We start from the raw sequence: 13,042 nt of genomic DNA, 5'->3' as shown, positions 1-13,042 counted from the left end.
GGCCGACACCGGCGGCGGCGGCGGCCTCCGAACGGCCGGTCACCGGCGGCGGCCGACACCGGCGGCAGCCGCGGCCTCCGACCCGTCGGTCACCGGCGGCGGCGGCCGACACCGGCGGCGGGGCCTCCGAACGGCCGGTCACCGGCGGCGGCGGCGGCGCAGCACCAGCGCCAGGACCGCCCCGGCGCCCGCGGCGCCCGCGGCGCCACCCGCGACCCCGCCCGACGCGGCGCAGGTGCAGCCCGGGTACGAGGCCTTGCTCACCGGCTTCGGGCCCGCCAGCGCGACCCCGGCCACGACGCCGAGCTCGGGGATGTCCTGGGTGACGAGGTCGGGCAGCGACACCGTGCCGCGCGGCGCGAACGCGATGTTGGTCGCGGCCTGGGGTGTGGCGTCGGCGAGCTGATCGCCGGGCGGGCCGCCCCAGCGGCCGCGGACCGGGTTGGCGCAGGTGATCGGCCCGGTCCAGGCGTGGCGGATCGCGTAGCGGCCCTGGAAGTTGTTGGTGTCGGACGGGCGCGAGCGCTCCTCGAGCTTGCCGGTGGCGTCGTCGACCACGAACTCGCGGCCGCCGACGATGGGCTCGGCGCCCTTGAACACCAGGTCGTCGGTCAGCGCGCCCTTGGCGTAGCGCGCGTGCAGCCGGGTCAGCACCAGGCCCCAGTAGTTGTCGGTGCCGAGCACGTCGGCGCCCAGGGTCATGAAGTCGTTGCCGTCGAGGTTCGGCCCCGGGCACGGATCGCAGGTCGACGCGTCCCAGGCGTACTCGGTGACGACCGCGCCGGGGTTCTGCTCGACCGTGCGATCGAACAGCGCCGCGTAGAAGGCGCCGAACTGGGTCTTGGTCTCGGGCTTGACGTCGAGGTTGGTCGGGATCGTGACGTTGCCGTAGTTGGCGACCTGGTAGCGCTGGCTCGGCGCGAGGATGTTGACGATCAGATCTTGCGTGCCCGACGAGTTGGCCATGCCGAGCCGGACCGGCAGCGAGAACTCGTCGGAGTCGTAGTGGAAGCGCAGCGGCGACAGCTGCGCCATGCCGTGGTCGAACGTGACCTTCTTGGGGTCGACCTTGGCGACGAAGAACTTCGAGCCGGCCTCGACGTACGGCCGCAGCAGCGGCTCGGCGCCCTTGGGGATCTGGTACTTCTGCTCGCGCAGCCACGCGTCGAGGCCGGTCGAGTCCTTGGCCGACAGGATCACGATCTGGTACTCGCCGACGGTGAACTGGGCCTCGATCGTGACGCCGTGGCTGCCGCCGGTCGCCGACGACGGCGCGTCGTCGGCCATCTCCATCATCGGCACCATCGACCTGTCGTACATGATCTCGTCGGGCGCGCACGGGTCGGCCTCCCAGTACTCGACCAGGCGCGGCGAGCCCATCTGATCGACCTTGGCGAACACCTCGCGCGGCAGGGTCTTGACGTTGGCCTCCTGCAGCACCACTGGCACCGGCACCACCATCGCGAAGTCCGACGGCGGCCCCTGGTAGTTGTTCTGCATCGACAGCACCGTGCGGGTGCCGTCGCGCATCAGCACGACCTGGGTGGCGTTGTTGAACAGCTCGGCGCCGCCGCCGCCGACGTAGAACCCGCAGAAGGCGTGGGCGAGGGTGGGCGTGGTCGCGAGCGCGGCCGCGGCGGCGGCGAGGGCAAGGCGGAGCTTCATGGTGACAGCTTCACACGCGCGGCCGCCCCGAACGATCCGTCAACGCCGCAGAACTTCATGTGTAAGGTGCGCGCGGCGGGGGCGTTGTGCGCGGACGTGCAGGGGTGGGGCCGCGGCCCGTCGGCTTCGGGCGGCCCGGGCTGACCTGACACGTGACGACACGGCCGCGCCCGTGACAGCCGCCGCGCCGGCGCGGACCTCGTGACCGCGCGCGGTTGCGTCGGCGCGCCAGTTGCTCAGTGGACCTGCAGGAGGTCCGATGCGTCTGCTCACCTGGTCCCTGTCTGCCGTCGCGGTGTGCGCCCTGGGGTGCGGCACCGTGAGCGCCACGTTCACGCCCCCGCCCGACGCTGCGGCGTCGCCCGACGCGACCGCCGTCGACGCGGCCGCCGTCGACGCGCCGATCGACGCGCCGATCGACGCGCCGCCGCCGCCGCCGCCGCCGCCGCCGCCGGGCACCGCGCGCGAGCTCACGGTGGTCGGCGGGGCGGTCACCGACGCGCGGTACCGCCTCGAGGTCGAGATCACCGGCGGAGCTGCGCCGGGGGCCAGTCGCAACGGCGCGCACCAGCTCGAGAGCGCCCTCACCGTCACCGTGTCCGCAGGAGGAAACTGACATGACCAAGCTCGCTCTGCTCATCACCGCGTGCGCCCTCTCGACGACGGCGCTCGCGCTCGCCACCGGCCCGGCCGCCGCCGACGTGCCCCACACCCTCAACCTGGCCGGGCGTCTGACCGATCCCGCCGGCGCCCCCGTCGACGGCGCCCACGACCTCGAGCTGCGGCTCTACCCGGTCGTCTCGGGCGGCGCGCCGCTGTGGACCGAGGCCCACGACTCGGTGCTGGCGGTGCGCGGCGCGGTGTTCGTCGACCTCGACGCGATCACGCCGTTCGCGCCGGCCGTCTTCGACGGCAGCGCGCGCTGGCTAGAGATCCGCATCGACGGCGCGCCGCTGGCGCCGCGCCTCCCGGTCGCGAGCGTGCCGTACGCGCTCCGCGCCGAGGAGGCCGACCACGCCGCGCTCGCCGATGACGCCGTCCACGCCGACAGCGCCGACAGCGCCCTGACCGCGCAGACGGCGCAGACCGCGACGACGGCCGACACGGCTACGCGCGTCGGCGCGTACACCGCGGCGATGTTGCAGGCGCGCGTGACCGGCACCTGCGCCGCCGGGACGGCGATGGCCTCGGTCGGCAGCGATGGCAGCGTCGCCTGCGCCAGCACCGGCGACATCACCGCCGTCACCGCCGGCGCGGGGCTCAGCGGTGGCGGCGCCAGCGGCGCCGTGGCGCTGGCCGTCAACACCAGCGTGATCCAGGCGCGCGTCGCCGGGGCCTGCGTCGCCGGGGCGTCGATCCGCCAGATCAACGTGGACGGCACGGTCACGTGCGAGCCCGATGACGACACGCAATACGGCGCGACGACCAACGGTGGCGTCGCGCTGATCGGGACCAGCTTCGCGCTCAGTCCGTGCGCGGCCGGGCAGGTGCTCAAGGCCGGCGCGACGGCCGGGACCTGGTCGTGCGCGGCGGACGCCAGCGCTAGCTACAGCGGCGGGACCGGACTGACGTTGACCGGCACCAGCTTCGCCGTCAACTCGGCGATCGTCGCGCGCAAGGACGCCGCCGCCGGCAACCAGGCCTTCGACGGCCAGACGCTGGTGCTCGACTACGCGAACCACCGCGTCGGCATGGACCAGCCGGCGCCGCGCGAGCGCCTCGACGTCGGTGGCCCGGTGCGCCTCGACACGATGCGGGTGTTCCGCAAGTACGGCAACAACGGGACGACCTCGTGCGAGGTCTACTGCCGCGGCGTTGGTTGGCCGGGCGGCGTCGGCACGTGCCTGGCCGCGAAGATCTCGACCGGCTACATCAGCTGCGATACGGCCCCGGGGCTGGGCTCGAACCCGGCGTGCATGTGCGCCGGGATCGATGAGTGATCGCTACGGGCGGGCGAGGCCGTGGCGATCGAGCAGGCGGTAGAGCTGCGTGCGATGAAGGCCCAGCGCGCGGGCGGCGGCGGAGACGTTGCCGCCCGCGGCGGCGACGGCGGCGACCAGCTCGTCCTTGTCGAGCTCGCGGGTCGCGATGCGGGCGGGCTGATCGGGCGCGTCGACGGCCGGCGCCGCGAAGCTCTGGCCGGCGTCCTCGGCGAGGTGCTCGAGCCGGACCTCGCGGGCGTTGGCCGCGACCGCGGCGTCGGCGGCGGCCCGGACCTCGTGCAGCAGCTCGCGCACGTTGCCGGGCCACGGCCGCAGGCACAGCGCGTCGAGCAGGCGCGGGTGCAGGGTCAGCGTCGGACTGACCGCCGCCAGGGCGCGCAGGGCCAGCACCGGGAGCTCGTCCTTGCGCTCGCGTAGCGCCGGCACGTGCACCACCGGCTTGGTGAGCCGGTAGTACAGGTCCTCGCGGAAGCGGCCGGCCGCGACCGCGGCGCGCAGATCGCGGTGCGTGGCCGCGACCAGCCCGAGCTCGATCGGGACGCCGCGGGTGGCCCCGACCGGCCACACCTCACGGCTCTCGAGCACGCGCAAGAGCTTGGCCTGCAGCGCCAGGTCGAGCTCGCCGAGCTCGTCGAGGAACAGCGTGCCGCCGTGGGCCGCCGACACGTAGCCGGGCGCGTCGTCGGCGCCCGAGTAGGCGCCCTTGCGTGAGCCGAACAGGACGCGCTCGGCGATGGCCTCGGGGATCGCCGCGCAGTTGACCGGCACGAACGGCCCGCCGGCCCGCGGGCCGTGCTGGTGGTAGCTGCGCGCGAGCCGCTCCTTGCCGGTGCCGCTGGCGCCGAGGATCAACAGCGTCGGCGCGCTGACCGCGCGGCGGACCGCGTCGTCGACGGCGTGGGACCGGAGGCCGCGCACGACCCCGCCCTCGGTGGTCACGCCGTCGTCGCGGGCCGCGGCCCCGTCGGCGCACAGCCAGAACAGCGACGCGCCGGTCCGCACCAGCGCGCCGTCGTCGACCGTGACCTCGTCGGTCACGCGGCGCCCGTCGACGAACGTGCCGTTGTGGCTGTCGAGATCGCGGACGCGCCAGCGCCCGCCGACCGCGCGCACCTCGGCGTGGGTGCGCGACGCGCGGCCGTCGTCCAGCTCGAGGGTGGCACCGCGCAGCTGCAGCGCGCGGCCCAGCGTCGCGCGGCCGTCGCGTGCGACCGTCACCGCGCGCACCAGGGACCGCCCGCCCGTGGCGATCAGCAGCACCGCCGGACGGGCGCCGAGCCCGTCGACGGAGGACGGCTCGTCGGTCAAGGTCTCGCTCACCCGCGCATTCTACCCGCAGCGCCGGCGTGTCGTCACCGTGTCAGCCGCGCGCGGTCACGGACCTGCGCCACGCGCGCCGCGGCGCGATCGCGGTGGCACGGCGCTTGATGAAGCGGACGTCGTCGCAAGCGCGACCGACCCCGACGCGCGGCGCCGATCGCGGGGACTCGTCACCTGGCGCGGAGGTCGATCATGGACACGGACAAGCGTCTCTCTGCACATCTCGTCTGGCTCTTCGCCCTGGTCGCCGTCGTCGGCGGACTGGGCCTGTCGTTCGTCACCGCCAAGGCCGGCTGGAAGGTCAGCGCCGCGGTGTTCTTCGGCTTCGTCGGCTTGATGGCGTTCCTCGGGGGGTACCTGACGCGCGCGACCACGCTCCAGGCGGTCGGCCCGTTCGTGCTCGCGTCGGGCGCGCTCGGCGCGGTCTACTACGCCATCGTCAAGTCGGTGATGAGCACGGCCGCCAACGCGGTCGGGGCCGGCGGCCGCGCCGACCACGCCGCCGCCACGATGGGCGCGGTGGCCGCGTTCCTGATCATCCTCGACGCGCTCGCGGCCAGCGTCGGCGGCGCGACGCTCGGGATCAAGCTGCGCGCCGTCAAGTCGCCAAGCGAGCTGCTGCGCCGACCGGCGTGATCCGTCGGGTCACCGGCGTCGCGGCGGCGCGATCTGATCGGCCTGGGCGCGCAACGCCTGGGCCATCGGGCTGTCGCCGACCAGGCGGGCCCGCGCGCGCTGCACCAGCGCCAGGCCGCGGGCGCGTTGCCCGCGGCGCAGCTCGACGTCGCCCGCGACCAGCTCGCACTGGGCCGCGAACATCGGCACGCCGCTGTCGACGAGCTGCGCGGCGCCGGCCAGGAGGGTCTCGATCCCGCGGTCGGCGTCGGCGATGGTCTGGCACGAGCCCAGGCCGCAGCGGGCCAGGCCCAGGAACCGCGGCGACAGCTCGGCCGCGGTGCCGCGCGTGATGATCTCCTCGAACCGCACGATCGCGCGATCGCAGTGGTCGTCGGCCTGGTCGAACATCGCCGCGCCGTTGGCGACCACGGCCCACTCCTTGACGTTGTCCTGGGCCGCGTAGATGGCGACCGCGCGATCGAACAGCGCCCGCGCCTCGTCGCCGCGGTCATCGGCGGCGGCGATGCGCGCCTGGTTGAAGACGATGCGGCCCACCTGCTGGTCGTCGGGCGGCAGCACCGCGGCGGCCGCGGTCGCCGAGCGCGCCACCAGCTCGCGCGCCGCGGGAGACCACTCGTTGCCCTCGCTGCTGACGGTGCGGATGCGGTCGTACAACGCGTTGACCAGCGCCACGCTGGGGCCGTCGTAGGCGCGCGTCAGCTCGGCCTCGCCCTGATCCCACAGCCGCGCTGCCTCAGCGTCGTTGCCGAGGAAGTACTCGGCGATCGCGATCCTGCCCAGCTGCGCGGCGGCGCGCGGGCTGGCGGCGCCGTACTCGGCCTGCGCGCGCGCGTGCTGCGCCCGCGCCAGCTCGGCCAGCTGGGGCCAGCGGCGCGAGCGCAGGTAGACGTCGCCGAGGACGTCGAACGCGCGGCTGCGCGACCCGGCGCCGGGCCGGTCCGCGGTGGCGTCGAGCACCTGTCGCGCCAGCTCCTCGGCGCGCGGGTAGTCGGCCTTCTCGACCGCCACCGACGCCTCGGCGGCGTCGACCAGGAGCTGGCTCTCGACGGTGCCGGCCGCGGTCGCCGCGCCGCGCGCCATCGCCAGCAGGTCGTCGATCGCCCGCCAGTCGCCGGCGACGCCCGCGCGGTCGATCGCGCTGGCCCAGGCCTCGGCCGCGCGCTCGTGGTGCCCGATGGCGGTGGCGGCCTGCGCGGCGCGGCGCGTGGCGTCGCGGGCCAGCGCCGTCGAGGTCCAGCCCGACGCCTGCGCCACGGTCCACCACGCGTTGGCCGCGGATTCGGTGTCGCCCGCGCGCTCGGCCTCGGCCGCGAGCGCCGGACCGTCGGCCAGCGCCTCGCGGGTGCGGCCGGCGGCGGTCATCACCTGCAGCGCGGCGACGCGATCGATCAGGTCGCGCGACGGCGGCGCGGCCGGCGGCGTCACCGCGGTAGCGCACGCCGACGCGTCGAGCCCGGCCCGCGCCACCGCGGCGCTGGCGTACAGATCGGCGACGGTCGCGGCGCGACCGAGCTCCGCGACCGCGGCCGAGAAGCTCGCCAGGCTGCGGTCGAGGCACGCGGCGCGCGCGCGCATGGTCGCGACCGGGACGGCGTGGCGGACGCGGGTGGCCTCGCAGGTCTCGATCGCGGTGGCGCGCCAGCGGTCGGCCCGCTGATCGAGCAGCTGCAGCGCGCGGTCGCCGGCGGCGGGGCCCGGGCCGTCGGCGATCGCCGCGAGCGAGCTCGCGAGCTGCTGGCGGGTGGTGGTCGACCAGCGCGCGTCGAGGCCGGCGCCGCTGTGCGCGCACGGGTTGGTCGCCGCCGACGACGTGAGCGTGAGCGTCAGCGCGACCGCGCCGCCGATGCCCAGGGCGCCGGCGCCGGCCGCGATCCGCGCGCCGTGACCGCGGGGGCCGATCGCGGCGGCCAGGTCGGCCATCGACGCGAAGCGGGCGGCGGGATCGAACGCCAACCCGCGCCGCAGCGCGCGCGTGACGCGCGGGGGGACGCCGCGTCGGTGCGCCGGTTCGACGGGGCGATCGGCGCGCATCGCCGCCAGCGCGGCGTCGTGGTCCCAGCGCCCGGTCGCGAACGGGTGCTGGCCGAACAGCGCCTCCCACATCGACACGCACAGGCTGTACTGATCGGCGCGGGCGGTCGCGGCTTCGCCCGCGTGTTGCTCGGGCGCCATGTACAGCGGCGTGCCCATGACCGCGCCAGCCCGGGTCATCTCGGCGCTGAGCAGGCTGTGATCGCCGGGGCTGGCGTCGTCGACGGTGCCGGCGCCGCGGGCCAGGCCGAAATCGCCGACGTAGAGCCGGCCAGCCTTGTCGACCAGCAGGTTCGACGGCTTGACGTCGCGGTGGATGATGCCGGCGTCGTGGGCGGCGGCGAGCCCGCGGCAGGCGTCGAGGTACAGCGCGATCACGCGCGCCGGTGGCGGCCGCGCGCTGGCGAGGTGGCCATCGAGCGTGGCGCCGTCGACCAGCTGCATCGCGATGAAGACGCTCTCGGCGGCGACGCCGACGTCGTAGACCGCGATCACGTTGGGGTGATCGAGCCGCGCCAGCGCCTGGGCCTCGCGCCGCAGCCGGACCTCGAGGTGGGCGCGGCGATCGGGCTCGAGCGGCGGCAGCACCTTCAGCGCCACCCGCCGATCGAGCGCGGGGTCGAGCGCGGCCCACACCACGCCCATGCCGCCGGCGCCGAGCCGGGCCTCGAGGCGATAGCGACCGATCGTACGCCCGACCCAGTCGTCGACGGGCGGCGACCCGCGGGGGCCGCGTCCGTCGACGGTCGCCGCCAGCGCCTCGCCGGTGTCGGTGATCGTCCGCGGCGGCGCGGGCGCGGTCGGCGCGACCTCCGTGTCGCCCTCGGCCACCCCCCGGGGATCGTCAGCGCCCGGCTCCATCGCCCGCGAGCGTACCGCAGCCGCCAGCGACACGGTGACGTCACGGTGTCGGCAGGGCCCGTCGAGGATGCGCCCGGCGGGCGCGCGCGACGCGGGTCGAGCTGGCCACCGCCTTGCAATTGTGGACCTCAGGAGGTTCCGATGATTCGCACCACGACGACGATGATCCTGACCGCGGCGCTCGCCGCCACCGCCGGCTGCAAGGGCGGCAAGGCCGACAGCAAGGGTGGCGGCTCGAAGGCCGGGGGCAAGGCGCCTAGCTACGCGGCGCTGACGGCCGATCCCGATCCCGGCACGATCACGCCGGCCGCCACCGCGCCGTTCGAGTCGGTGAAGTTCCGGCAGCTCGCCAAGCGCGACAAGAGCGGCTGGCCGACCTACGACGCCTACAACCTGGGCACGCAGACGATCAAGTACATCGCGATCACCGGCTACGCGTACGACCAGGCCGGCAAGCAGGTCATGCGCAGCTCGCCGCCGCTGTCCTGGAACGGTGAGATCGCCCCGGGCGGCAAGGCCGACTGGGGGATCAAGCTGGACGACTGGGGCGAGAAGCCGGTGCCGGCGTCGGCCGTGACGTTCCAGGTGTGCTTCGACAGCATCAAGCGCGACGGCGACGCCGACCCGATCAGCGAGCTGACGCGCTGCCCGGACGACCGGCCGCTGGTGAAGTGATGGCGCGGCCGCGTCACCACGCGCGGCGCGCGGCGGCCAGGCCGTCGCCGACCGGCGCCCGCAGGGCGTAGAACGTGCCGGGGCCGCGGTGGGCGAACTGGCCGGACGCCGCGATCTGCGCGTCGATCTCGGCCTGGGTGACGACGGTCCGCTCGAGCCAGCCGCTGGCCTCGGTCGGGGCGTCGCCGTCGGCGTCGCCCTCGTCGATGTCGACGCCGAGCAAGGTCGGCAAGCGCGTGCGCGCGAGCGGCCCGCGCAGGGTCACCAGCTCGCCGACCGCGCCGGGCACGTCGGCCGGGTCGGTGATCACCCGCGGGCCGACGATCGTCACGGGCCCGTCGACGCGCGGCACCTCGACCGCGGCGTAGCCGCCGACGCCGAGCGGCCGGGCCTCGGGCGGCGGGCTCGGGGCGACGACGCGGACGACGACGCGGTCGGGGCCGGCCTCGACCCGCGCGATCGTCGGCGCGCCGACCGTGTCGCCGCGGGTCACGACCACGAGCATGCGCGTCGCGAACTCGATCGGCGGGCGCGCGCGCAGCGGATCGTCGCTGGGCGGCGCCGGCTGCTTCATCTGGATCCGGTGCGCGGGCAGGCGCGCGAGCAGCGCGTCGTAGGCCGCGGCGTCGCGGATCGCCAGGGCGACCAGGCCGGGGTCGTCGGCGCCGACCTGGATCGGGCCGGCCCAGCGGGCGGTGACGGGCAGCTCGGTGGTCGTGGCCATCGTGGGATCCGAGGGTTGGTTGTGGATCGTAGGCGCCGCCGGGCGATCGCCGCCGCACGCGCCGAGCACGACCGCGACGAACACCAGGCCAGCGCTGTGCGACATGGGGTGAGCGTAACGCGGTCGGCGCGCGATCATCCGGGCCGCGGCACCACGTCGCGGGCGCACGGCGGCGTCGGGCTCGCTCCGGACCCGGGCCCCGCGCGCCGCACCCGCTCAAGTTCGGCGCGCCGGGCGTGTATCGTCGGCCCATGGTCACCGCGGACGACGCCCACGTAGCCGAGGACATCGCCGTCGCCGAGTCGCTGCCGGCGCGGGCGTTCACCGAGCGGGCGTGGCTCGAGCGCGAGCTGGCGACGGTGTTCACCCGCGGCTGGCAGCTCGTGCCCGAGCGCGACAGCGACGACGAGCCGCGGCCGCTGGTCGAGCAGGTGGCGGCGCGCGGCGCGCGCGTGCCGGTGACCGTGGCCGGGCGGCCGCTGTTCCTGCAGCGCGGCTGGGACGACGACGCGCTGCGCCTGTTCCCCAACACCTGCACGCACGCGTGGTTCCCGCTGGTGCCGGGCCCGGCGCGCGGCCCGACCTTGGTGTGCGGCCAGCACGGGCGCCGGTTCGACTGCGCCGGGCGGTTCGTGTCGCAGCCGGGGTTCCAGGGCGCCCGCGACTTCCCGCGGGCGTGCGACCACCTGCGCGCGCTGCCGGTGGCGAGCTGGCGCCGGCTGGTGCTGGCCGCGCTCGACGACGCGGCGCCGCCGCTGGCCGACGTGCTGGCGCCGATCGACGCCAGCCTCGTCCGGTTTCCGGACCAGCTCGAGCGGGGCCGGTGCGAGGTCCGCGAGGTCACCGGCAACTGGAAGCACCACGCCGGCAACTACCTCGATCGCTTCCACATCGGCTACATCCACCGCGCCCCCGGCGGGCTCGCCGACGCGATCGATCTGGCCAGCTACACCACCGAGCTCCACGACCACGCGGTGCTGCAGTGGGCGTACGCGCGCGACCCCGCCGACGGCTTCGACCCGGCGCTGGTGCCCGAGCGCTTCGCCGATCCCGGCGGCCGGCGCGTGTTCGCGCTGTGGTGGTTCGTCTACCCCAACCTGACGCTCAACTATTATCCGTGGGGCCTGTCGATCAACCTGTACCAGCCGCTGGCCGATCGCCCCGACGCGATCCGCTTCGGCTGGTACCACTGGGTGCTCGACCCGGCCCGCTACGCCGAGCGCGACCGACGGTGGCTGTCGGCGCAGGTCGACGCCGAGGACGTCGACGCCCTGGCCCAGGTGGCGCGCGGGCTGCGCTCGGGCTTCGCGCCGCGCACGCGGTTCGCGCCCGAGGCCGAGCAGGCGGTGCACTGGCTGCACCGCAAGATCGCGCGCGACGTCGCCGGCGCGTAGCGCGACGTCGCCAGGCGGCCGTCGACCAGGGGCAGCGTCCGCGCTGACCTTATGTCGCTTTTGTCTAACATTACGACGGAAACTTTCGATTCGACGCGAGCCCGCCGCGGCCCCACGTTGAGGCCATGAACACCACGGCCCACGCCCCGCGCGCCACCCGGCGGTCGCGCCCGCCCACCCGGAGAAGCCCATGAACTGTCCCCGCTGCAACGATTCGTCCCTGCTCGAGCTGGACCGCGACGGCGTCACCATCGACCGCTGCGAACGCTGTCGCGGCATCTGGCTCGATCGCGGCGAGCTGGAGAAGCTGATCGGCCGCGCCCGCGACGCCGAGGCGACGCCCCGCGAGGCTCGAGGCGCCCCGCCCCGGCCCGCGGCCGGCCCGGGCCCGCGCGACGATGACGATCGCCGCCGCCGCGACGACGACGACGACGACGACCGCAGCCGCCACGGCGGCCGCAGGCGGTCGTGGTGGGACATCTTCGACTGAGCGACCGAGGCGCCTGACGCCGGGCCCTCCCCCGTCGGGGGCAAGCCCCGACAGAGCCCCCACCCAAGACGCGAGACTCCCGGCGCGCGGCTCGGTGATCGACCGAAAAAGTTACAGCTCTGATTCTGAATCTGAGCGACCGAGGCGCCTGACGAACGGGCGCTTCCCCTCTTCTGGAGATCGCCATGGAATGGCTCTACGGTGGCTTCGTCGCGTTCATCCTCGCCCTGCTGGTGCTCGACCTCGGGGTGTTCCACCGCCAGGCCCACGTCGTGAAGATGCGGGAAGCCCTGACCTGGTCAGGGAGCTGGATCAGCCTGGGCCTGGCGTTCACCGGGTTCATCTACGTCGGCTATGAGCACGGCTGGCTGGGGCTGGGCACCACCGTCGACACCATGGCCACCCCGGCGGTGGCCGCGGACGGCACCCCGATCTACAACGACGGTGGCAGCGCGGCGATCAAGTACCTGACCGGGTTCCTGGTCGAGAAGTCGCTGGCGGTCGACAACATCTTCGTGATCGCGATGATCTTCGGATTCTTCGCCGTGCCCCCGATCTACCAGCACCGGGTGCTGTTCTGGGGCATCGTCGGCGCGCTGCTCATGCGCGGCGTGATGATCGCGGTCGGGGCTGCGCTGATCACGCGCTTCACCTGGATCATCTACGTCTTCGGCGCGTTCCTGATCATCACCGGGCTGAAGATGTTGCTGATGCGCGGCGGCGCGACCGACCTCAACGACAACCTGGTGGTGCGGCTGGTCCGGCGCCTGATCCCGGTGACCGACCGCTACCACGGCGAGCGGTTCTTCGTCCGGGCCGGCACGCCGGCCGCCCACGCCCCGGCGGTCGCTGGCGGCGCGCCCGAGGTCGACCGCGTGGTCGACCTCGCCAGGCGCGGCGCGCTGCTGGCGACGCCGCTGTTCCTGGCCCTGCTCCTGGTCGAGCTGACCGACCTCATCTTCGCGGTCGACTCGATCCCGGCGATCTTCGCGATCACCACCGACCCGTTCCTGGTCTTCACCAGCAACATCTTCGCCATCCTCGGCCTGCGCAGCCTGTACTTCGCGCTGGCCGGGATGATCGACACGTTCCGCTACCTCAAGGTCGCGCTGTCGGTCGTGCTGATGGTGATCGGCGTCAAGATGATGACCCACAGCTGGCTCAAGTCCTGGATGGGTGACCACTTCAACTTCTACGTCCTCGGCGTGGTCGCCGGCATCATCGCCACCGGCGTGCTCGCGTCGGTCGCGGCCGGGCGGCGCGAGCCCGCCACGCCGGTGAGCTGACCCGACCGACGTCG

Annotated in this window: 11 protein-coding genes; 7 read left to right on the top strand and 4 right to left on the bottom strand. The window is 74.7% G+C overall.

Translation table 11 applies throughout. The annotated features are described in order from the left end of the window. Nucleotides 1–138 precede the first annotated feature (138 nt). A complete protein-coding gene (locus IPL61_25495; GenBank protein MBK9034582.1) occupies nt 139–1,665 on the bottom strand; it encodes a DUF2330 domain-containing protein in 1,527 nt (508 codons plus the stop codon). Between the two features lie 259 nt (nt 1,666–1,924). Here IPL61_25495 and IPL61_25490 point away from each other — a divergent pair, with 259 nt between their 5' ends. Both IPL61_25490 and IPL61_25485 read left to right on the top strand, forming a co-directional pair. Continuing rightward, the gene (locus IPL61_25490; protein ID MBK9034581.1) at nt 1,925–2,281 is read left to right on the top strand and encodes a hypothetical protein; all 357 of its coding nucleotides are present in this window, start codon (nt 1,925–1,927) and stop codon (nt 2,279–2,281) included. A gap of 1 nt (nt 2,282) precedes the next feature. After that, nucleotides 2,283–3,605, top strand: coding sequence for a hypothetical protein (locus IPL61_25485; GenBank protein MBK9034580.1), 1,323 nt, complete (start codon nt 2,283–2,285; stop codon nt 3,603–3,605). Between the two features lie 3 nt (nt 3,606–3,608). On the opposite strand, the gene IPL61_25480 is transcribed toward IPL61_25485, so the two are convergent. After that, on the bottom strand, nt 3,609–4,928 hold the full coding sequence (locus IPL61_25480; GenBank protein MBK9034579.1) for a sigma 54-interacting transcriptional regulator: 1,320 nt from the start codon (nt 4,926–4,928) through the stop codon (nt 3,609–3,611). Between the two features lie 192 nt (nt 4,929–5,120). Between IPL61_25480 and IPL61_25475 the strand changes: the two genes are divergently transcribed. Continuing rightward, nucleotides 5,121–5,564: a hypothetical protein gene (locus IPL61_25475; GenBank protein MBK9034578.1), complete on the top strand. Its 444-nt coding sequence runs from the start codon at nt 5,121–5,123 to the stop codon at nt 5,562–5,564. A 9-nt stretch (nt 5,565–5,573) separates the two neighbouring features. Here IPL61_25475 and IPL61_25470 read toward each other — a convergent pair whose 3' ends face one another. Next, a complete protein-coding gene (locus IPL61_25470) occupies nt 5,574–8,459 on the bottom strand; it encodes a serine/threonine protein kinase (protein ID MBK9034577.1) in 2,886 nt (961 codons plus the stop codon). 141 nt (nt 8,460–8,600) lie between these two features. Here IPL61_25470 and IPL61_25465 point away from each other — a divergent pair, with 141 nt between their 5' ends. Then, on the top strand, nt 8,601–9,134 hold the full coding sequence (locus IPL61_25465; protein ID MBK9034576.1) for a hypothetical protein: 534 nt from the start codon (nt 8,601–8,603) through the stop codon (nt 9,132–9,134). Nucleotides 9,135–9,147: 13 nt separating this feature from the next. On the opposite strand, the gene IPL61_25460 is transcribed toward IPL61_25465, so the two are convergent. Beyond that, a complete protein-coding gene (locus IPL61_25460; protein MBK9034575.1) occupies nt 9,148–9,963 on the bottom strand; it encodes a hypothetical protein in 816 nt (271 codons plus the stop codon). A 146-nt stretch (nt 9,964–10,109) separates the two neighbouring features. On the opposite strand from IPL61_25460, the gene IPL61_25455 reads away from it, so the two are divergent. From IPL61_25455 to IPL61_25445, 3 genes are all read left to right on the top strand, one after another. After that, the gene (locus tag IPL61_25455) at nt 10,110–11,252 is read left to right on the top strand and encodes a Rieske 2Fe-2S domain-containing protein (GenBank protein ID MBK9034574.1); all 1,143 of its coding nucleotides are present in this window, start codon (nt 10,110–10,112) and stop codon (nt 11,250–11,252) included. A 190-nt stretch (nt 11,253–11,442) separates the two neighbouring features. After that, nucleotides 11,443–11,742, top strand: a complete 300-nt coding sequence (locus IPL61_25450) for a zf-TFIIB domain-containing protein (protein MBK9034573.1) — start codon at nt 11,443–11,445, stop codon at nt 11,740–11,742. A 185-nt stretch (nt 11,743–11,927) separates the two neighbouring features. Beyond that, nucleotides 11,928–13,028, top strand: a complete 1,101-nt coding sequence (locus IPL61_25445; GenBank protein ID MBK9034572.1) for a TerC family protein — start codon at nt 11,928–11,930, stop codon at nt 13,026–13,028. Nucleotides 13,029–13,042: the final 14 nt, after the last annotated feature.

Source organism: Myxococcales bacterium, assembly GCA_016717005.1.
Lineage (GTDB): Bacteria > Myxococcota_A > Polyangia > Haliangiales > Haliangiaceae > UBA2376.
Note: the sequence above shows the minus strand (reverse complement) of the source record. Positions and strands in the feature narration are given on the sequence as shown.

What these genes read in the sequence shown, in the direction of transcription:
- IPL61_25445 (MBK9034572.1), top strand. Translation starts at nt 11,928, where the DNA reads ATGGAATGGCTCTACGGTGGCTTCGTCGCGTTCATCCTCGCCCTGCTG.
- IPL61_25460 (MBK9034575.1), bottom strand. Translation starts at nt 9,963, where the DNA reads ATGTCGCACAGCGCTGGCCTGGTGTTCGTCGCGGTCGTGCTCGGCGCG.
- IPL61_25490 (MBK9034581.1), top strand. Translation starts at nt 1,925, where the DNA reads ATGCGTCTGCTCACCTGGTCCCTGTCTGCCGTCGCGGTGTGCGCCCTG.
- IPL61_25470 (MBK9034577.1), bottom strand. Translation starts at nt 8,459, where the DNA reads ATGGAGCCGGGCGCTGACGATCCCCGGGGGGTGGCCGAGGGCGACACG.
- IPL61_25455 (MBK9034574.1), top strand. Translation starts at nt 10,110, where the DNA reads ATGGTCACCGCGGACGACGCCCACGTAGCCGAGGACATCGCCGTCGCC.
- IPL61_25485 (MBK9034580.1), top strand. Translation starts at nt 2,283, where the DNA reads ATGACCAAGCTCGCTCTGCTCATCACCGCGTGCGCCCTCTCGACGACG.
- IPL61_25450 (MBK9034573.1), top strand. Translation starts at nt 11,443, where the DNA reads ATGAACTGTCCCCGCTGCAACGATTCGTCCCTGCTCGAGCTGGACCGC.
- IPL61_25495 (MBK9034582.1), bottom strand. Translation starts at nt 1,665, where the DNA reads ATGAAGCTCCGCCTTGCCCTCGCCGCCGCCGCGGCCGCGCTCGCGACC.
- IPL61_25465 (MBK9034576.1), top strand. Translation starts at nt 8,601, where the DNA reads ATGATTCGCACCACGACGACGATGATCCTGACCGCGGCGCTCGCCGCC.
- IPL61_25475 (MBK9034578.1), top strand. Translation starts at nt 5,121, where the DNA reads ATGGACACGGACAAGCGTCTCTCTGCACATCTCGTCTGGCTCTTCGCC.